Origin of the sequence: Ureibacillus sinduriensis BLB-1 = JCM 15800 (assembly GCF_000772955.1) — a bacterium.
Taxonomy (GTDB): Bacteria; Bacillota; Bacilli; order Bacillales_A; family Planococcaceae; genus Ureibacillus; species Ureibacillus sinduriensis.
In genome coordinates, this window is the sequence record NZ_JPVO01000051.1 from 103,983 (window position 1) to 125,210 (window position 21,228).

Genomic DNA, 21,228 nt, shown 5'->3' on the forward strand with positions numbered 1-21,228 from the left:
TTCTATATTGTTTGCAGAAATTCAAAAGTTATTCCCAAATAAATTGTTATAATATATATATAATTTCGAGCGATTTCGTCAAAATATTTAATAAAGATTTGACCGAACTACGGAATCATAGTAATATTTCTCTCATAATTCAAAAAGAATAGGTGTTAATTTTGTCGAATTTATTTAGAAAAAAACAAGTTGGCGATTTACTAAAAGGGAAAGGGAGCGTTCAACTTAAACAAACGTTAGGGGCATTTGATTTAATCATGCTCGGCGTAGGGGCGATTGTTGGCACCGGGATTTTCATTCTGCCGGGAACAGTTGCTGCAACACATTCCGGGCCCGCGATTGTCTTTTCTTTCATCATCGCTGCAATTGTCTGTGCTCTAGCAGGTATGTGTTATTCTGAGTTCTCCACTGCCATCCCCGTTACCGGTAGTGCATATACATACGGCTATATCGTATTCGGCGAATTCATTGCATGGCTTGTTGGTTGGGCACTCGTATTGGAATATGGTTTGGCTGCCGCTTCAGTTGCGACTGGTTGGTCATCTTATTTAATCTCATTATTAGAGGGACTTAATATTACGATTCCTCAAAGTTTGTCTGGACCATTCAATCCTGCAAACGGGACCTATATTAACTTACCTGCTGTCTTGATCGTGTTGGCTATATCATATTTACTCTCACGCGGCATGCAGGAGTCCGCAAAAATTAATAAGATTATGGTTTTTGTTAAAGTTGGAGTCATTCTTCTCTTTATCGTCGTGGGTGTATTTTATGTGAAGCCTGATAATTGGCAGCCATTCATGCCATTTGGTTTTGATGGCGTATTGGCTGGCGCCGCTTTGGTATTCTTTGCTTTTCTTGGATTTGATGCGGTCTCTTCCGCAGCTGAGGAAGTGAAAAATCCCAAGAGAAACCTGCCAATTGGCATTATCGGCTCACTACTTTTCTGTTCGTTACTTTATATCACAATTTCACTTGTTATGACTGGCATTGCTCCTTATACCGATTTGAATGTTGGTAATCCAGTGAGCTATGTCATCCAGCTAGTAGGCCAAGATTGGATCGCAGGAGTCATTTCATTAGGAGCAGTGACAGGGATGATGACTGTCATTCTTGTCATGTTATATGGAGGTTCCCGACTTATTTTTGCTATCGCGCGCGATGGACTACTTCCAAAGGTTTTATTCAAAGTTAATGCTAAAAACCAAACTCCAGTTATAAATACCTGGATTTTCGGAATCATTGTAGCCATTTGTGCCGGTGTGATTCCCCTAAGTAAGCTTGCCGAATTGGTTAATATGGGGACATTACTTGCCTTCATGATTGTTTCCATCGGCGTGATTTTCCTTAGAAGACACAAAGAAATCCCCTCTGGCGGATTTAAAGTGCCGTTATTCCCGGTGCTGCCAATTATGTCGTTTTTCGCTTGTTTATTTTTGATTACACAATTATCAATTCAAACGTGGATTGCTTGTGGTATTTGGATTTGTGTCGGAATAATTTTCTACTTAAGCTACGGACGAAAACATAGTCATTTAAATCGTTAAAAAAAGTGAGTGCCATTTTTAAAATGGACTCACTTTTTTTATTTTTCTTTGTGCAAATATTTTTTATAAAGATAAGCACACCACTTGCATTGTTCGTTTTCTTTAATATTTTTTAGCAAGCCTTCTATAAGAACGCTACTTAACTTTGGCTCATGTAAATGTTCTTTTAATAATTGTAAAGATTCTCCAACAAGTTCATCATCTTGGATCTCCTGTTGTATAGTAGTTATTAATTCACTCAATTGTTCTTTCGAATATGTCGGAGTTTGGTTGATATGCGACAAATAATCCGGCGTAACAAATTGAATCGTTGCCTGTTCAGCAATGAGCGTCACTTTTTCAACAATCGATCTGCATAACAGATTTAAATCAACTTTATAGTTGCCAATCAGCAATAATTCCGAGTAACTTTTGATTAAACCGTTAATGGTAAAGACTATGTCGAGATACATATTAGGATTGGCTTGATCAAACTGTCTTTTCACTATGGAAAAGATAATGCTATTGAACATATTCATGTAATTCTGCATTCTTTGAAAGAGATCTTTATTAAAGGTCAGTACTTGTTCTGTCAAAAAGAATTTAGCATAATTCGATTGTTGTTGCAGTTCGCCCAACGAAGTATAGATAAAGTTATACAACAGCTCATCTTTTGGTTGGTCATCACTGACCACCTGTTCAAGTTCCTTGAGAATACCAGTCATAAACTGGTCAATCAAACTATGAATAAGTTCTTCTTTCGATTTGAAATATAAATAAAAGGCTCCTTTTGATATCCCACACCGCTCTGTTATTTGTTGCACCGATGTCGATTCAAACCCATTCTCAGCAAACAATTCTAATGACTTTTCCATAATGAGTTGCCTCTTAACCATTTAAAACACCCCTACTCTTTCATTTGACAACTGACCAATTAGTCATTAGTATAAATAAATGTAAAATAAGAGTCAAATTTTTAAGGGCAGGTGTAAAAGTGAAAGGTCTAGTAAATTTTGTACTGAAGAATAAACTAGCTGTATGGTTACTAACAATAATCATTACTGTATCAGGGATTTATTCTGCTTCAAGAATGAAAATGGAATCCATCCCCGACATTTCAATTCCTTATCTTATTGTTATGGGCGTTTATCCAGGTGCCACTCCAGAACAGGTTATGGACGAATTATCCATACCGATGGAAAAAGCAGTTGAGGGGTTAGAAGATGTTAAAGCGGTTTACTCGAGTTCATCATCAAACGTCTCTCAAATTCAGGTGGAGTATGATTATGGCGTTGATATGGATGAGAAAAAGCGTCAACTAGAATCCGCGCTTGATGGCGTAACTTTACCCGAAGAAGTAGAAACACCTACAATTATGGCAATCAGCATGAATATGATGCCGGTTGTTGCACTATCAGTTAGTAGTACGAAAGAAGATATTGTTGATCTAACGTCAACAGTTGAGGATATTTTACTTCCTAAAATTGAAAAAATCGACGGTGTTGCTTCTGCTACGATTACAGGGCAACACATTGAAGAAGTAGAGTTTACATTTAATGATGAAAAAATGGCTTCACTTGGACTTACAGAAGATACAGTGAAGCAAATGGTTCAAGCTAGTGATATGGCCTTATCACTGGGTCTTTACGAGTTTGTTGAAGGGGAAGAAGCAATCTCTGTTGATGGGGATATTCAAACAGTAGATCAGTTGAAAGAAGTGCTTATCCCTGTAACACCAACAGCTGAAAACCCATCACCGTTTGTTAAACTTGGTGATCTTGCGACGATCGAAACGGTCGGTAAAGTTCAATCCGTTTCACGTACCAACGGAAAGGATGCAATTGCCATCCAGATTGTCAAAGGGCAAGAGGCCAACACTGTAACTGTCGTAAATGCAGTGAAGGACTTGATCGATGAAGAAGAAGCAAATATTAATGGCTTAGTTGTTGATATATCGCTAGACCAAGGCAAACCAATCGAAGATTCTGTTTTCTCCATGGTAGAAAAAGCAGTATTTGGTGGTTTAATTGCTGTATTAATTATCTTGTTATTCTTACGAGACTTTAAATCTACTATTATTTCGATAATTTCTATTCCGGTTTCCATTTTTATGGCTCTATTGTTATTGAACTGGCTAGATATTACTTTAAACATCATGACCTTAGGTGCGATCACAGTTGCGATTGGCCGTGTTATCGATGATTCCATCGTAGTGGTTGAAAACATTTACCGACGTATGCACTTAAAAGAAGAAAAACTTCGCGGCCGTGCGTTAATTCGTGAAGCCACAATTGAAATGTTTAAACCCATCCTTTCTTCCACATTAGTAACGGTTGCAGTATTTGCACCACTTCTATTTGTTGGCGGAATGGTTGGCGAGCTATTCATGCCGTTTGCTTTAACTATGGCCTTTGCATTAGGTGCATCCTTGCTTGTTGCGATCACAATCGTACCAGCACTTTCTCACTTCTTGTTCCGTAAAAAGCTTTATGGCGAGAAATCCGGGAAAGCCCATAAAGAAGTGGGTAAACTTGCATTATGGTATAAAGGTGTTCTAGAAAAATCACTTAATCATAAATGGATTACTTCAATTATTGCAATTGTCATCCTAGTTGGTTCACTCGCACTGACTCCATTGATCGGATTCAGTTTCATGGGTTCTGCAGAAGAGAAAGTTATGTATTTAACTTACACGCCTAAAGCCGGCGAATTAGCAGAAGATACTGAAGCAAATATTGAAGAAGTAGAACAAGAGTTAATGAAACGCAAAGATATCGATGTCCTTCAATTATCGATCACAGATTCATCTAACACTGATCCATCAGCAATGATGATGGGTGGCGGAGGCGGTGCGTTAATGTACCTAATCTTTGACCCAGATATGAAGAACTTCCCAGAAGTAAGAGAAGAAATTGAAGAATATGTATTTAACATCGGTCAATCCGGCGAATGGAAATCACAAAACTTCACTTCGATGTCAATGTCATCAAATGAAGTAAGCTACACACTATACAGTGAAGATTTAGATGATTTAATGACAGCTGTAGACCAAGTAGAAGGAGCTCTAGGTGATGTTGAAGGCCTGGAAGATATTACATCGGATGCAGAAGATCCATATGTTGAGAATGTCTTCACAGTATCCCAAGAACACGTCCTTCAATATGGCCTAACAACCGCCCAAATAGTAGGAGCTCTTTCAAGTACGGGATCTGATGAAGTATTAACAACTGTTCAAAATGATGGAAATGAAATCGAAGTGATCATCCAGCGTGAAGCAAAAGCAGCACCGGAAACTTTGGATGATTTGTTGAACACTCAAATTCCTACAGCCGTTGGCACGACGATGCCATTGTCTGAATTAGTTGAAGTAGAAAAAGGCACTACCTTGAATACTCTATCTCGTTCTGCTGGCGAATATTATGCTACAGTTTCAGGAACAATCATTGGTGATGATATTTCTGCAGCAACTGGAGAAGCAGATGAAAAAATTCAAGATCTTGATTTACCAAAGGGTGTAACTAGCGGTGTTGCGGGTGTTGCGGCAGATATGGCTGAGACATTCACTCAATTAGGCGTTGCGATGATTGCAGCAATCCTAATCGTTTACTTCATCCTTGTTGTTACATTCGGTGAAGGATTAGCGCCATTTGCTATTCTATTCTCATTACCGTTTACAGTAATCGGGGCGTTCATCGGTTTATTCGTAACAAATCATACAATATCCGTCCAAGTTATGATGGGTCTTTTAATGTTGATTGGTATCGTTGTAACAAACGCCATTGTATTAGTTGACCGTATTATCCACATGGAACGCGATGGTATGTCAATGCGTGAAGCGATTCTGGAAGCTGGTGCCACTCGTTTGCGCCCAATCTTGATGACAGCTATTGCAACAATCGGTGCAATGATGCCAATGGCTCTCGGCATTGGAGGCGGCGGCGGTCTAATGTCCGCTGATCTAGCAATTACTGTAATAGGCGGTTTATTAAGTTCAACACTTTTAACTTTAGTAATTGTTCCGATCGTTTACGAACTACTTTCTAAAATGTTAAAGAAAAATCGTAAAGATATCGAAGAAGACTAAACGAAATGCGAAAGGTGCTCGCCCAGCTCCGACAGCAACTGGAGAAATCGACCAAAGGACGCTCTTTGTCCTTGCAGGCGATTTCGAAGTTGCGCCAGGAGCTAGCACCTGCAGCTGGACACAGAAATGCGGAAGGTGCTTGCTATGAGCACCTTCCTTTTTGCGTTGAATTCATATTCGGCTTAATTGAAATGATTAGACCAGCCAAGAAAATAATGAGGTTTTGCAATCCTTCGTTTCACATGAAACATTTTCTTAATATAGTATTCTGTTTTTTTGATTTACAAGATATATGTATAATATGATTATAAGGGGTGATGGAATGAGCTTAAAAATTTATTTGGATAGTGATCGGTTTATCGCAGGAACAACATTGAAAGACAATGGAAATCCTGAACAGAATAATATGGCATTACATGTATGTGAAGATCCACTTCACATCATTGAAAACCGTCTAAAACTTGCCTCCACATTAAATTGTGGAATTCAAGATTTTGTCTGCGCAAACCAAACACATAGTGCAAATGTTCATCAGGTGACATTTGCCGATAAAGGGCGGGGAGCTCAAAGCACTGTTGATGCAATTGCTAACACAGATGCACTTTACACCTTCGAACCTGATACATTACTTTGTACGTTTACTGCGGATTGTGTACCTGTAATATTCTATAATGATGCAAACGGTCTTTGTGGCGTCATTCATTCAGGATGGCAAGGTACGGTCAAGGAAATCACCTTAAAGGTATTCCAGCAAATTATAAATGACAACCAAAGTGACCCCAAAGATATTAAAGTTATTCTGGGGCCTGCTCTTAGCCAAGAGAAATTCGAAGTAGATGCAGATGTTTACGAAAAATTTGATTCACTTGGGTATGCAAGTGAATTTATGTACTTTAATGAAGAGACAAATAAATATCACATCGATAATCAACTTACAGTTAAGAAACAATGCGAGTCGGCGGGGATTCCACCAGAAAATATCTTGATTGAACAAATGTGTACTTTCAAAAGCGAAGAAGGGTTCTCATATCGACAAGACAAAAATAGCGGCAGACATTTGAGTTTTATTATGAGAAAACAACAATAAAATGAACAAGCATGAATTCGGACGTTTACTCGAGTTCATGTTTTTATTTAACTTTTTATTATTTTCTAACCCTGCAATTCATAGAGTGCTTTAGCAAACATATTAAAAGGGGGCTTCTGTATTGCTAATACATGTCGTCAACCATGGTGAGGCACTTTGGCAAATTGCAAGCCGATATCATGTGAACATGAATGTAATCCAACAATTGAATCAATTACCTGACCCTGATCATTTATTACCCGGGCAAGCCCTTATTATCCCATCCATGGGAAGTATGCATACGATACAGGCTGGCGAAAACCTTTGGTCGATAGCAGGGAATTATGGTATTCCCATCAATACCCTTATGAATTTAAATAGAATTACGCACTCAAACCTCATATTCCCTGGTACGACACTCTATATTCCACCGACTGTGCACGTTGTTCAACCAGGGCAGAATTTATGGCAAATCGCATCTCTTTATGGAACCACGGTTCAGTCCATACTCTCGGAAAATCAGCTCTCCAATCCAAACCTTATCTTCGCAGGCTCTTCGTTGGCCATACCTAGAAGGAAACCAAAAATAGAAGTAAATGCTTATACCTACCAAAGAGATGATGAAGCTAAAGGGGCTGTCAACGAAATTGGACAGTTCCTAACATTTCTAACCCCCTTTGCCTATCTCATCAGAGAAGATGGTTCCCTTAAACCATTTGCTGATGAATTAATGCTTGCTGCTGCCCAAGCCAAAAATGTTTCCTCCATGTTGGCAATCACGAACCTATCTGTTACTTCAACAGGAACGAACCTTGCACACGCTGTTTTATCTAGCCCCGATATTAGAGAAACATTACTTACCAACGTTCTTCAACTTATGAAGGAAAAAGGCTACAAAGGATTAAATATTGATTTTGAATATGTCCAACCTAGGGACCGGGACAATTACAACCAATTTCTTCAACTCGCAGTGAATCGACTCCATCCCCAGGGATTTTTTGTTTCTACCGCAGTAGCCCCCAAGACAAGTAGCGAACAGGAAGGACTATTATATACTGCACACGATTATGAAGCTCACGGCAGAATTGCTGATTTTGTTGTGCTTATGACCTACGAATGGGGATGGAGAGGTGCATCCCCCCAAGCAATTTCACCAATCAATCAAATGCGGCGGGTAGTAGAATATGCACTCTCTGTGATGCCCGCAAATAAAATTTATTTAGGCTTTCAAGTTTATGCGAGAGATTGGAAGATCCCACACATTGATGGGGCAACGGCAGATACTTTTAGTCCTCAAGAGGCTGTTCGTCGTGCATCAAAATATAATGCGGCCATTCAATTCGATGAAGTTGCACAGTCGCCTTATTTCCGTTATGTTGATGAACAGGGTCAAGGGCATGAGGTATGGTTTGAGGATGCCCGCAGCGCACAAGCAAAATTCAACTTGTTCAAACAGTACAATTTAAGAGGCATCAGTTATTGGGCATTAGGCTATCCTTATCCCCAAAATTGGGCACTATTAAATGCCAATTTTGAGATTATATGAAACCTTGCAAGGACAGATTTGGGAATGCGCACAAAAAGAACTCTGCTCTAAGCTATTCAATTTAGAGCAGAGTTTATTTTCTTAACCTCGCCAATACTTTTTTCGCATTCTTCGCTGTATACATTTGGTGATCAGCTTCACTATATAAACAATCCATATTTTGAATTGAGGAATGAATATAGGAATATCCCATGGAAATATGAATTTGAAGAGATTCATTAAAGCTATTGTGGTAATTTAAGCTTTGAATAACTTTGTTTATGTATGCCACAACATCTTCTTCCGTTGATTTAGGTAACAATATCGCGAATTCATCTCCACCCAATCGGGCTATTATGGTCTCTTCGTTCGCGCAATTTGTCAAAATATTGGCAGCTTCAATAATCAAACGATCTCCCGTTTGATGCCCATAGGTATCATTTATATATTTCAGCTGGTCTAAATCACAAATAATAACACCTATTGGGACATCTTCAACCTTATTAAAAATCCCCATTTTCGTTTGAAAGAAGGTGCGATTATAGACATTTGTTAAGCCATCATGAGATACTTCATATTCTAATTGCTTCTGTAATTTCATTTTATCATCAATGTTTCTGAGAATACCTTGAAGTGCCACTAACTGACCTTCTTTATAGACTGGGGTAGCATACTCCTCAAACCAAACATAATTCCCCTTGTCATTGAGAAGCCGTATGGTTAGCGGTTTGCTAAAATCCATCTTTCCTGTTGCTTTATGTTCCAGTTTCTCATAATCCTCCGGGTGGACCAGTTCATAGATTTTGTACGGATCTTTCATATGTCGCTCGTAAATATTGGGTCCAAATTGATTAACCGCAGGACTTAAATAATTATATTTTAATTGCGGTATTTCACAATAGTAGATAATATCTTTCACATTTTCCACTGTCTCAATAAGTGGGTTTAAGTAGTCCATTTGCCGTCTCATTTGAGCCAACCGATAGTATTGTTTTATACATGTTGCTAACAGCATTATGACTATCCCTAGTACAACAAACCACATAATTTACACCACTTTTCTACTATGTATAAAAGAAACCTGATTGTCATTTCCTATTTCTTCCTCTCATTATAGTATTATATCCACACTGTTGTAATAGGAAAAAAGCTAGAATTATAAATTCTTCAAATCTAACTTTTTACTAATAATATTAGAGCAAATAACAAACTTTCATCTTCATCAACTAAACCTACCAACATAATCACCCCTTTTATTCATATAATTGACTATCTGAAAAATGTGGAGAATCAATAAGGAGGAGTAATTTGGACGTTTATGTATTGCCTGGGACCTCTTTTTGGTCCTTAAGTCAATTGTTTTCTATCCCGCTTCGATTAATAATAGATTCCAATCGAAATACAAATGCCCAATTTTTGTCTGTAGGCCAAAGATTAAGAGTACCCGGCTATCTCACTACGAATTATCAAATACGGAATGGCGATTCTTTATGGTTAATTGCTCAAAGAAACAACCTACCTTTAGAAAGCCTTTTCTTGGTTAATCCTAACCTGAACCCGAGTTTCCTACAAATCGGGCAAGTCATCCAGATTCCGCGCAGAGTGACTTCACGTTTAGTCAATGGGAAACAAAATTATGATTATAATACGATGATGAACGATTTATGGGCACTGATTGCCGTATATCCATTTATGCGGATGATAAACATTGGCAACACGGTATTAGGTAAAAATATACCTGAGCTGCTAATTGGCAATGGATCAAAAAGAGTTCACTATAATGCGGCCTTTCATGCAAATGAATGGATTACCACACCCATTGTGATGACATTTCTGAACGATTATCTCTTAGCACTCACTAATCAAAGTTCTATACGAGGTTTATCTCCTTTCCCTTACTATCTTCAAGCCATGTTGTCAGTTGTTCCTATGGTCAATCCAGATGGAGTTGATCTAGTGATTAATGGTGCTCCTGAAAATGCTTCTTGGCGGGATCAAGTTGTAGAATGGAACAATGGAAATACGGATTTCTCCAACTGGAAAGCGAATATCAATGGTGTCGATTTAAACGATCAATTTCCTGCAAATTGGGCGGCTGAACGAGAACGCAACCCAAAAACACCTGGCCCGAGGGATTATGGTGGAGAGGCCCCACTAACTCAACCCGAAGCAATCGCTCTGGCCGAATTAACCAGAAGAAGAGATTATGCCCGTGTTATCGCCTTCCACACACAGGGAGAGGTTATCTACTGGGGCTTTGAAAATATGGAGCCGCCCGAATCGGAAACAATCGTGAATGAATTTGCCAGGGTGAGTGGGTACCTACCTGTCAAATCCCTTGAAAGTTATGCGGGCTATAAGGACTGGTTTATTCAAGATTGGCGCAGACCTGGATTTACGGTAGAGATGGGCCGAGGTCAAAACCCCCTTCCTTTAAGTCAGTTTGACGAGATATATGAAGAAGTCTTGGGTATTTTCCTGGCAGGATTATATCTTTGAAAAGCTTATGCTGAGTTTCAGGCATTTGGGCACTTTCCATCCATTTGGATATGAGTCACACTTATTTTGTTTTTGAATATCCTATAAAGAATGCGATTTTTAAAAAACAATCCAACATGTTTGAAACGTTTCGTTGGAGGATAGGAGAAACATGAAAAGTCGATTACTATCTCTTTCACTTGTTGCTTTTGTCTTTTTAGTCGGTTGTAGTGACACAGATTCCAAAAAAGAAGAGACAGCGACTGAGGAGTCGGTCGTTAAGGAGAAATCCTCTACATCTGATATAAAACCGGACACGAAAGCTGATACTTCAACAGCGGACTCTGATCCAGCTGCAAACTTAGCACAGGATTTTACGCTCTATGTAGATGAAATTATATTGTTGGCACCAGAAGAAGATCGAATCATCGGACTATACGAAAGTGTTACCGGCTCAAACTATACAAGTGATGAGGAGCTCTACAATACGCTTTTTGACGAGATTGTACCTAGTTACCGCGAATTTGTTGTAGAGTTGGAATCCATCATGCCAAAGAATACACGAATAAGGGATCTCCATGAATTATATATTGATGCTGCCAATATTCAATATAATAGCTTTACATTAATGCTTTCCGCTCTTGAGGAACAAGATATGGATAAGGTGACAGAGGCAAATGAAGGCTTGGATGAAGCAAGGGCACTACTTCGAGATTGGTTATATGAGGTGGAAGCAATTTCGGTGGAAACTGGTGTAAGCTTACAATAAAATACACGAACTCTTTGCGATTGCGCTAATTTAGCTCAAATCGCATTTTTTAATGATAAAAAATTACCCAGAAGCCATATTAAATAAGAATTCTAATCGAAAGGAAGGAACGACATGGGAAGAGACGATAGTAAAAGTAAAGGCACTAACAAGCAATCCTTGCCCCAAACACCTAAAAATGCGAAAATTGCTCCAGGTGAAATGCGAGAGGAAATTGCTCAGGAACTAAATCAACTTCATCAATTGGCTCAAAAAGCTAAGAATAACAAAAAATAAGGAGGTTGCTTTCTTTGGAATACACTCGTGCACAAGAAATTTTTGCATCACCTAAAGAGTATGAAGTAAGCTATAACGGAGTTTCAATTTGGATTGACAAACTCCACGAAGATGGCAAAACTGCCACAGTTCACCTAAGACACGCCCATGAAGAACGTTCAGAAGTGGCTGTAACGGAACTTAAAGAGGAATATCTCACTCAATAGCCCAATAAATTAGAATCCCAGTGGACATGTTCCTCTGGGATTTTTATTTACATACATGCCGATTATTATACATACGATGAAATAAAAACACATCCGGGAAAGGAATAGTTATGGGAAAGTTTGTTAATAATGTAAAGGAAATTTATACCAGCTGAAAAGGAAGATATGATGGGTAAAAAGAGTATTATGTTGTTCGGGATTTCCATTGCCTTTTTAAATTTCTTAGATGGAATCGCTACAAATTATGGGTTAATGGAAAAAATCATTGAAGAAATGAACCCTATTATGGATTTCATCATCTCGTTTAACCCAGCTTTGTTTTTAATCTTAAAAATTGCCCTGTCCCTCCTCGTTCTTTTCGTATCCTATTGGGTTTACAAGCACAGTAAGGCGCATTTTCAGAAACTCTATTTAATATCACTGGTTGGTGTTTTTTTCCTTTACTTCGGCATTTGCAGCCTGCATCTCTATTGGCTTTCCTTACTTTAGTGTCCACACAGTCGATAACGTGTCTCTGAATAGTTGATCTAATTGGCTTGTGGCAATGGTTTGTTCCTTTTTTTGTGAGGACAGCAATTGTTGGATAAACAGAAATTGGGTTTCCAAAAATTGTTGGGTATCCTGATAATCTAGAAGGGTGACCATATCCTCACCTAAGACCTTTTTCCTTACTAAATGCTCAATGTCCATCTTAACTTGTCCATCATCGATAAGAGGTAATAGCTCCTGAATTCGCACAGGCGGGAAAGATTTGTATTTCCCAATCCAAATACAAGACAACAGGGACTTTAATACATATAAGAAGATTTTTATTTTTACTTCTTCTCCTTTGAAACTCTTCGCGTAGTTCCCTATAGCTAATTTATAATAGTGATGCATAATAGGAATGGAATTAAAGACATCGTTTTCGAGCCGACGTAGCTGTTTTACAAATGAATGATTGTGGGAGTAAATAGGAGAGCTTCTTAGCCACTCCAGAATGGTCGGATTACTTTTTCTAAAAAGGCGTAAAGCTTTTGTTATTTCCCATCCACTTATATCCAAGTTTCCCTTTTGTGGATAGGCAATCACATCTTTTTTTGAACCTACACCTTGTGGATCAATGGAAAGATACCACTCTGGTGGATGAATATAAATAAATCGAACATCATAGTCGCTGACAGCTGATCCAAATCCCCATGCACGGCTCCCGGACTCAAGTGCCAAAAGTATTCGGACGTGATTTTCTTCTTCAATTTCTTTAAGTTTTTTGCGAATGATATTTTCCATTGTCTTCTCTCACTTAATTGTTTCTTTCTATTATAAGGATTAATTTTTAATCTATCCTGTTTATCAAGAAATCCTTTTTCTAAATAAAAAAATATAGGCACAGTCGATATTCAACTATGTCTACATTTAATTAGTCTTTTAATAAGAAATAATTTCCATCCCCATCGCTAAACTGAACAAAAGTCCCCCACTCCATTTGTTGGGGTTCCCCTTTGAAGCAGCTTCATTTCCTCTTCTAATTATCGTTCGTTTGTCCAATTTACAAACTCTTTGGATGTCAAAGGCCGTGAGAAGTAATACCCTTGTATTAGAGGGGCCTCCTCCATTGAATGGATAAAATTATATTGCTCTTCCGTCTCGACACCTTCAATAACAATTTTTAAATTTAGGGAATTGGATAACTTAATGATCGACTTTAAAACGGCGAAATCTTTTTCCGAATTCGAAATTCCATCTACAAAAGATTTATCGATCTTTATTGTGGATATTGGCATTCTTTTTAAATATGACAATGACGATAATCCTGTACCAAAGTCGTCTAATGCAACAGATAATCCGATTTCCCTAAATTTATTTATTGCCGTTATTGCATGTTTGATATCATGAACGACGCTAGTTTCTGTAATTTCTAATTCTATATATTTACTATCAACTTTATATTTTCCAAGGTTTAAGGTGATCACTTCATACAGTCGGGAAGAAGTAATATAGGAACCCGGAATATTAATGGAAACCTGTTCAAATTCAATATCTTCATGCAGCCATTGAGAAATTTGCCGGCAAACATGTTCAATAATCCAATCGGTCAAGTCGAATATTTTGTTACCCGCCGCTTCAACGATAGGAATAAATATACCTGGCGATATCATGCCGTTTTCTGGGTGTTCCCAACGTACAAGTGCTTCTAGCCCAGAAACTTTTTTTGTATGGGATTGAACTTTTGGTTGGTATACTATGAACAATTCATTGTTCACCATGGCTTTTTCAATATCTTCAACAATTTGTCTATCTACGTTATATGTATGGATATTTGGATTGAATTCAATTACATTCTTTTCTTGGGTACTGGCTGGATCATGAAGGACTGCCAAGTTATTTGATAATAGCTCCATAACACTTTCCTTATTATTTGAAGAAGATATTGCACAAACTGTATTTATCACTATTGCATAATCATCAATTTGTATCGGCTCATTCAAATTGGAGGTGATGTTCTCCATCATCCCCTTTAATTTTTCAAAACGTTGATCATTAAAAGCATAAATAGCAAATCGGTTCCCTTCTATTCGATAAACTTTGCAAGAATGCAATTTTTTATCCTCGAGGATTTTCCCAACCGCTCTAATCACCTTATCACCAAAAACATAACCATATTGGTTAATCCATTTTTCAAGATCTTGTATTTGAAGGATGGAAAGGCTCCCTATGGTCTTCAGATTATTTGTATCTTTTTCAAACTGGCGTTGGTTGGGGAATAATGTTAGTGCGTCATAATATTTCAAACGGTAATCCACAAAACGTTCCAACACACCCGTTAATCCTACGATGATAAATAAAATGCCGACAGCAACCAACACAATAACCGATAAATCCATATGGAAAATATGATTATGATTGCTAATCTTCAAAGGACCTTCTACATAGAACACAACTGCTGCCATTCCTGTATAATGCATGCTCGAGATGGCCACACCTAACAAAATGGCTGTAATAATTTTAATTAGCTGATTGCCCATATATTTTTGCAAGGTAGCAAATACATACATAGCAACCATGGATACAACAATAGCTATGATAATAGAGAGAATAAATAATCCCGGTTTATAATAAAACTGCGCTTCGGATTTCATGGCCGCCATCCCTAAATAATGCATGGACGCAATTCCTATCCCTATAACGATTCCAATAGAAGAATAGGGAATAGCGGATTGCTGTGACTTATTAGCAAAATCGAATGCTATATAAGATGCAATAATGGCAGGAAGGATGGAAGCGATTGTTAAGACAGGATCATTTTCCATTGGGACAGGGAGCATAAAAGCACTCATACCTATGAAGTGCATCGACCATATACCAAGCCCCATCGCCACTGAAGAGAGCACCAGCCAAAATGTCTTTGGGAAGAAGCCATTTTCTTGTATTCTTTGGTTCATAAAAAGAGCGGTATAAGATGCGCAACATGCAATAAAAACTGATAAGACTACTAATAGGACGGAATAATCTCCATCCAAAATGGAAATATCCTGGGAATCAGGTAAAGAAAACATGATTGAACCTCTGTTCTTCGTTAATTTCTTTCTAAATTATATCTGAATACGGAGTATTTTTATATAATTAAATTACTTGTCAATAGAAGTAATAATTATCTGTAAGTGAAGGATATTTCATTTAGTAAGAAAAAAGACAGGGACCAAAGAGCTCTCTTTAGTCCCTGTCACAAACAATCGTATGGTTCAAACAGCCTTGCCTTCATGTCTTAGTATTGAATAAATGATTTCTTGAATAGTGAAATCTATCTATTCACCACGTTCATCTTTAGGTTTGAACGTTTTACAGCACGTATCTTGAGAATTGTTTGCTTCTTCCGAAATTCGCTCAAAATCAAAATCCGAAGCAAACTCTGTATTTTTGTTTTTTGAGTGGTAATCCATATCTATCTGGATTTTTTCCGCCCCACAAACGTTTCCTTTTTTATGGAAGCTACAGTTCGATACAGCACAGCTTACTTCTACATTTGGCATAGCTATCCTCCTCAGGTCGATTGTCGTGAAAAGTGTTAGTGGTTATCAATAACTCCCACCACTCTTCGGCTTTTATTCTGTCCAAAATAGTGATATTTATTTGATAAAAATCGCAAAGAAATCTTTTGATTACTTTTTCTAACATTAAGGGCCTCTAAAAGGATAATTTCACTGCTTTATGTCCATTTTCATTTTTCGTTTCATTTATCTCCGGATTTTTACTTTCGCCGATTTTTTCTCCATCTTTCACACCAGACAATCCACTACCGGATGTACCTGCATTAGTTTATAAAACTTAAGCTGTAACGACCAGTTATCAACCAAACTGGCCCCTATATTTTCGATGAAATTGGTACTTTCTTAAATATCAGACCAATGTTAATGTTAATCTTAAATTGTAGATAGTAAGGAAGGTAACTCAAATGCAAAAAACACAAAGCTTGTCCAGTCCACGATCTCAAACCTTTGATTTAATTGTATCTGCACTACTTATTGCGCTTGTATTCGTTGCAACAATCTTTTTAAATATTAAGCTGCCGATTGGCGGAAATGGTGGCTTGGTTCATCTTGGCACTGGCATGCTTTTTATTGCTTCAATTTTGTTTGGTCCCAAAAAAGGAGCAATCGCAGGCAGTCTTGGGATGGCCTTATTTGATTTAATGTCCGGATGGACGATTTGGGCACCGGGCACGTTTATTGCACGGGGCTTGCAGGGATTTATAGTAGGGAAAATTGCTTGGTCGAATGGAAAAAATGGGACTAGCATAGGATTAAATATATTGGGAATGGTCGTTTCGACTCCTGTCATGTTAGTCGTCTACTATCTTTATGAATCAATTATTTTCGGCAACTGGATTATCCCCCTTGCTTCAATACCCGGCAACCTTATACAGATTGCTGTAGGAGCTGCTGTAGCCATACCTGTATGTATTGTTTTAAAGAAAACCCCTCTATTTAAATAGCTGCAAAAAAGGAGAGAGCCTCCGATTGCTCCCTCCTTTTTTATACCTTTTAGTTTAATTTACTTCTAGTAAATTCTTTTTCAACCAAAGCACCTCTATAACGGACTGGGGATCCACTCCGTATAACTCCTGCGTTTTATAAGCATGGACATTTGAGTAGATTTCCTTCATTTTCTCCAATACCCACTCTTCATTAGCTTCGGCTTCGGACCAGCAATAAATATCCATCTTGCTTAATTCCTTTGAAACATTGTGGATCCTTTCATAGCAGATTTCCTCCATTCTCTTGAAACCATTTCGTTCATAAAATCGAATTCGCTTCCCAGAGTCGGGATCTTCCATAGTAATCGGTTCGACTTCTAGTATAATGGCCTTTCCCCTTTCCTTGAACATTTCCAGAACCTTTCCACCAATTCCTTTACCCCGGGCATTTCCTGATACTAAAATATAATCTATAAATATATAATCCAGCTGTTCAAAATAAACAACTACGTAATCATCCGCTTCCAATACTTGATATATTTCAGTTTTTTCTTTTAGAAGAATTTCAAAATGTTGCTTTGATTTCATTTCTCTTTCTGGAAAATATTCTTTCAATCTTTCATACCAATCTTTTCCTCCGAATAATTTCCCAACCAGACCTTCTCTTCTTTGAATCAGCAATTTAAATTTCTCCCTTGGTATCAAATTTTTTCCCCATTCACAGAAGACTGAAATTTTAGCCATTCACATTTTATCATTAGCCTCCTCGACAAATACATAGGATATAATGTAAAAATTGTTAATGTTTTTAAAACATTTAGAATACTTTGTCGAAAGGATTTTAATTCCTATTATTTTTAGTACAATAAAGTTCGCAAAGATTTCTTTGCTATAGCAAGTTTCAAATAATTTCAAGAGACGGGGGATTTTTGAAGAATGCATGCAAATCACAACCAAACAACTGCACTACTTGGATGGAGTCTACAAGCAATAGAAGCAATCGATAAAATGAGTCGTCCTTACGTTGTCGTGGGACCACCTGAATTTCAATCCTTTGCCGATAAAAATGAAATCTTATTCATACCATGGCAGTTCAATGTTTCAATTGAACAATCATTTGAACTATATGAGAAGTTAAGGGAACTAAATGTCAAAGTAGCGGTTCCAATTTACGAAGAAACCGTGGAATGGGCTGGCATGATGAATTCTTTACTATTTGAAAATCCTAAACTATATTACAAATCCCTTCTATTGCGAGATAAGGGATTGATGAAGCGTCGTGCTCACCTAGCCGGTCTGCGAGTAGGCGTCTTTGAAGAAGCCTACAATAAAGAAGATATCGTTCGATTTTTCAAGAGAATGAATCAAGCATTAGTAAGACTTGAAAATGATCAACTAGATCCAATCCACGTAAAACCATTTGATAAGGCTGGTACTGTAGGACATCGAATGATTAGAGAAGAAAAGGATATCGAAGAAATTGAAGATGAAGAATTCCCCCTTTTGATGGAAAGCCACTTAGAAGGACAGGAGTTTTCATGTGAAGCTTTTATCCATGATGGCAAAGTGAGATTCCTGAACATAACGGAATATGTCAAACTTGGTCATTCCAATTTTGTTCCAGCCTCTCCCGCGCTAGAAAAGTGGCGACCTCAAATAAGAGAAGAAATTGAAAAACTTGTAGTTGCCTTTGAAGTAACTCATGGAATTATACATCCTGAGTTTTTCGTTACACCTGATGGCAAAATTTACTTCGGGGAAGTAGCGAACCGTATTCCCGGTGGCCATATCTTTGAGCACATCGAGAGAGCTTACGGCTTTAGTGCATATCAAGGCCAGGTTCTTTGTTGCGACCCGGATACATCGGAACAAGAACTAAGTGCCTTTTTCCCGAAAGAGGTCATTTCGGCAAAAGGACATTCCGGTAATTTGATGGTCTATCCGAGGGTAAGATCCATTACGAGATTGGATATCCCAAAAGAGCTTAAAAATCACCCTTATTTTGTAAAACATAATATGTTTATTCCGGCTTCATCTAAAGTGGCGGAACGTGTAGGTTTCGGTAACCATTACGGTTCCATAAACTTTTTCGGGGAAGACGCTCATGAAATGAGAAGACTTTTAGAAGAATTTGAACAACATAATTTCTATCTATAAGGAGTGAACATAAAGATGAGTCCAGCTGTAACGACCGAAAGTAAGACAACCATCAAGACAAAACGAAGAACAACAGGTACTTCCAGAACCAGAAAGGCAACAAAACCAATCGACCTTCTTGAAACCAAATTTGCCGAGGCACTAAACACGCTGAACCTTGCCAAACCTTTCGCTAAAAGCCTTTATCAAACCGACGTTTTCCAGTTGGCAAATGAGCTGGCATGTGTCGATGGTGGAATGGTTGTTCTGGATAAGTATGCACATCAATTTGACCAAGCAGGAGTTTTCCTTTCCGGCGACTGGGAAGATCCAACGAAATTGCAGCCCCCTTTCGTAGGCAATTCATTAAGATTGAGAGGTATTTATTCAATTCTAGAGTTATTAAGCGAAATGCGTATGCTTTCCATCGCTAAAGGAACCTATAGGCATGACAGTATTACGAAGGAGGCAGCTTGTGCTTTTTTGAATGAGGTAGTTGCCCTAAACCTAGATTTACTCTCTCCACAAGAAACAACAGAAGAAGCAGATCCACCAGAGGAACACCTAATACGGGCGCATAATTTGTTTACTTATCTTGGGCAAGAACTATCCCTGAAAGAAGTAGCCGAGCAAATGATTATAGAGATTGATCGATTAGCCGTGCAACGCCCCATCATTACTCGCAGAATTGCGGAAATGATTCTATTATCCAAGCAATTGGCAACAAGCGAGCTTGATGGAAATACATTAGATGCTCTAAAAAAATATACACAAGCTGTCGAAGCCCCTACACCCCTAAGTAAAGAAATCTCGAACCAAAGGGAATATCGATTAAGACTCGAGCAGGCGACAGAGGAAGAGATATTTGTTGAAACAAAATTATTTGGCCAATCCATGAATGAGACAGGGCTTGTTTCGCCTTTCCATGCAGTGCTGCTCCGCTTTTTGAATCGAAAGAACCCAGATGCACTTCCGACTGCACTTTCTTTAGCCGACACAGGTAGGGCAAGCTTTGATGAAAGTAAAAAAACTATTCAGGATATTATTCAATTTGCAATCTATCCAGAAACAAAACAATCCATTTACGGTCTCTCTGGAATGTTGAATCGCGGCGTACTGAAGATTGATGCCATCGAACATTCGATCCGGCAACTATTTGAGCTTCCAATTCATGGTGAAGTAAGAAAAGCTCTTTCCACTTTTGTGGGTGAACAAAGTGGAATCAGTATAAACGGGATTCTGATTGCTGGAACAATAAGTGTACTTGGTCAACCACTTGGGATAGCACAAGGCCAAAATCCAATTTGTCAATCTGCTAGAGCAATCTCGCTTTGGGCTCAATTTGAGCCTGGTCAATTGTTAAATTATATTACGCGCGCCGCACGAGATAACACTATGGAAATGATTTTCGAAGGTGAATCAATCCATTCCAACCTATTAATCGATGGAACTTCGAATAATATTCCACTCGACTTGGATATCGTTTCGATTCTCCTGGTTCCACATCTTGAGAAAATTTACAACGAGATGATTAAACGGACATTGCTTCGTGGTGAGGATGCACATAAGTGGGTAAACCGCGAGTTTTATGGCGAATGGATTCCGAGTGGTTTCTTTAACGTTATTGATGGTCATACATTAAGTGTTAAAAATTATTCAGCATTTATAAAAATGTTTTACGCAACACATCACCCTGAGTACAATGAAGGCTCAAAACTGATTTATCCAAATCCAGTAGGTATTTTCCTTACAAATGTTCATGGAGAACTTCTTGGCCTTCATGCTGTATCGATTCAAAGAATTGAGAGTGACCATAATGGGGATTATCGAATTTACTTCTTTAATCCAAATAGTGATAGTACACAGAACTGGGGCCAAAACATTAAAGCAAGTGTCTCGGGCTTTGGTGAATTGGAAGGGGAATCTTCCTTGCCGTTCCATGAATTTGTCTCCAGGATGTATGCCTATCACTATGACCCTTATGAACAAGGTGATACTTATATGGTAGAGGATCATCTAGTTGGAAAAATTGAGGCACTCGCCAAGGAGAGTTGGGGCAAAAACTATATGTGGACCTAGATCTCGGCTTAGAGTAGCTATTTTTAAAAATGTATAGAAATATAATTTATTGTAAAGACCCGAAAATCATTTTCGTGGTCTTTTACTTTTGAGTAGATCGTCTATTGTAATCATTTTAATTCCGTGGTA

18 protein-coding genes and 1 pseudogene are annotated in these 21,228 nt (G+C 38.1%); 12 read left to right on the forward strand and 7 right to left on the reverse strand.

Features of this window, described 5'->3' with window-relative positions; all coding sequences use genetic code 11:
* Positions 1-161: 161 nt before the first annotated feature.
* A complete protein-coding gene (bcaP, locus tag CD33_RS11125) occupies positions 162-1,547 on the forward strand; it encodes a branched-chain amino acid transporter BcaP (protein ID WP_036200841.1) in 1,386 nt (461 codons plus the stop codon).
* Between the two features lie 38 nt (positions 1,548-1,585).
* Here bcaP and CD33_RS11130 read toward each other — a convergent pair whose 3' ends face one another.
* Complete coding sequence (locus CD33_RS11130) at positions 1,586-2,401, reverse strand: TetR/AcrR family transcriptional regulator (RefSeq protein ID WP_052130179.1); 816 nt, start codon at positions 2,399-2,401, stop codon at positions 1,586-1,588.
* 119 nt (positions 2,402-2,520) lie between these two features.
* Here CD33_RS11130 and CD33_RS11135 point away from each other — a divergent pair, with 119 nt between their 5' ends.
* The 3 genes from CD33_RS11135 (at position 2,521) to CD33_RS11150 (ending at position 8,222) form a co-directional block, all read left to right on the forward strand.
* Positions 2,521-5,610, forward strand: coding sequence for an efflux RND transporter permease subunit (locus CD33_RS11135; RefSeq protein WP_036200843.1), 3,090 nt, complete (start codon positions 2,521-2,523; stop codon positions 5,608-5,610).
* A 322-nt stretch (positions 5,611-5,932) separates the two neighbouring features.
* A complete protein-coding gene (gene pgeF / locus CD33_RS11145; RefSeq protein ID WP_036200845.1) occupies positions 5,933-6,697 on the forward strand; it encodes a peptidoglycan editing factor PgeF in 765 nt (254 codons plus the stop codon).
* A gap of 121 nt (positions 6,698-6,818) precedes the next feature.
* Positions 6,819-8,222 (forward strand): LysM peptidoglycan-binding domain-containing protein, encoded by a 1,404-nt coding sequence (locus CD33_RS11150; protein ID WP_036200846.1) that lies wholly within the window; start codon positions 6,819-6,821, stop codon positions 8,220-8,222.
* 73 nt (positions 8,223-8,295) lie between these two features.
* Here the strand turns inward: CD33_RS11150 and CD33_RS11155 are convergent, their stop codons facing one another.
* Complete coding sequence (locus CD33_RS11155) at positions 8,296-9,246, reverse strand: sensor domain-containing diguanylate cyclase (RefSeq protein WP_036200847.1); 951 nt, start codon at positions 9,244-9,246, stop codon at positions 8,296-8,298.
* A 263-nt stretch (positions 9,247-9,509) separates the two neighbouring features.
* Between CD33_RS11155 and CD33_RS11160 the strand changes: the two genes are divergently transcribed.
* From CD33_RS11160 to CD33_RS11175, 5 genes are all read left to right on the forward strand, one after another.
* Complete coding sequence (locus tag CD33_RS11160) at positions 9,510-10,700, forward strand: M14 family metallopeptidase (protein WP_036200848.1); 1,191 nt, start codon at positions 9,510-9,512, stop codon at positions 10,698-10,700.
* Between the two features lie 151 nt (positions 10,701-10,851).
* Positions 10,852-11,448, forward strand: coding sequence for a hypothetical protein (locus tag CD33_RS19470; protein ID WP_052130180.1), 597 nt, complete (start codon positions 10,852-10,854; stop codon positions 11,446-11,448).
* A 114-nt stretch (positions 11,449-11,562) separates the two neighbouring features.
* Positions 11,563-11,724 carry a hypothetical protein gene (locus CD33_RS20520; protein WP_176400078.1) on the forward strand — a complete coding sequence of 54 codons (162 nt, stop codon included), beginning with the start codon at positions 11,563-11,565 and terminating at the stop codon, positions 11,722-11,724.
* A 14-nt stretch (positions 11,725-11,738) separates the two neighbouring features.
* Positions 11,739-11,930: an H-type small acid-soluble spore protein gene (locus tag CD33_RS11170; RefSeq protein ID WP_036200849.1), complete on the forward strand. Its 192-nt coding sequence runs from the start codon at positions 11,739-11,741 to the stop codon at positions 11,928-11,930.
* A 168-nt stretch (positions 11,931-12,098) separates the two neighbouring features.
* On the forward strand, positions 12,099-12,419 hold the full coding sequence (locus CD33_RS11175) for a DUF5658 family protein (protein ID WP_036200850.1): 321 nt from the start codon (positions 12,099-12,101) through the stop codon (positions 12,417-12,419).
* Here the strand turns inward: CD33_RS11175 and CD33_RS11180 are convergent.
* The 4 genes and pseudogenes from CD33_RS11180 to CD33_RS11190 all read right to left on the reverse strand — a co-directional run bounded on the left by CD33_RS11180 (position 12,411) and on the right by CD33_RS11190 (position 15,940).
* The gene (locus CD33_RS11180; RefSeq protein WP_036200851.1) at positions 12,411-13,199 is read right to left on the reverse strand and encodes a nucleotidyltransferase domain-containing protein; all 789 of its coding nucleotides are present in this window, start codon (positions 13,197-13,199) and stop codon (positions 12,411-12,413) included. The genes CD33_RS11175 and CD33_RS11180 overlap by 9 nt on opposite strands.
* Before the next feature lie 130 nt (positions 13,200-13,329).
* Positions 13,330-13,416, reverse strand: a pseudogene (locus tag CD33_RS20195) (VOC family protein); the annotation flags it as partial.
* Positions 13,417-13,438: 22 nt separating this feature from the next.
* On the reverse strand, positions 13,439-15,466 hold the full coding sequence (locus tag CD33_RS11185) for a bifunctional diguanylate cyclase/phosphodiesterase (RefSeq protein WP_036200991.1): 2,028 nt from the start codon (positions 15,464-15,466) through the stop codon (positions 13,439-13,441).
* A 249-nt stretch (positions 15,467-15,715) separates the two neighbouring features.
* Positions 15,716-15,940 (reverse strand): DUF1540 domain-containing protein, encoded by a 225-nt coding sequence (locus CD33_RS11190; RefSeq protein WP_036200854.1) that lies wholly within the window; start codon positions 15,938-15,940, stop codon positions 15,716-15,718.
* Positions 15,941-16,362: 422 nt separating this feature from the next.
* Between CD33_RS11190 and CD33_RS11195 the strand changes: the two genes are divergently transcribed.
* A complete protein-coding gene (locus CD33_RS11195; RefSeq protein WP_036200855.1) occupies positions 16,363-16,902 on the forward strand; it encodes an ECF transporter S component in 540 nt (179 codons plus the stop codon).
* Positions 16,903-16,956: 54 nt separating this feature from the next.
* On the opposite strand, the gene CD33_RS11200 is transcribed toward CD33_RS11195, so the two are convergent.
* Entirely contained in the window at positions 16,957-17,565 is a 609-nt protein-coding gene (locus CD33_RS11200) for a GNAT family N-acetyltransferase (protein WP_198135542.1), read from the reverse strand.
* A gap of 255 nt (positions 17,566-17,820) precedes the next feature.
* Between CD33_RS11200 and CD33_RS11210 the strand changes: the two genes are divergently transcribed.
* Both CD33_RS11210 and CD33_RS11215 read left to right on the forward strand, forming a co-directional pair.
* A complete protein-coding gene (locus tag CD33_RS11210; protein ID WP_036200862.1) occupies positions 17,821-19,041 on the forward strand; it encodes an ATP-grasp domain-containing protein in 1,221 nt (406 codons plus the stop codon).
* Between the two features lie 15 nt (positions 19,042-19,056).
* Positions 19,057-21,099: a hypothetical protein gene (locus CD33_RS11215; RefSeq protein ID WP_235863301.1), complete on the forward strand. Its 2,043-nt coding sequence runs from the start codon at positions 19,057-19,059 to the stop codon at positions 21,097-21,099.
* Positions 21,100-21,228: the final 129 nt, after the last annotated feature.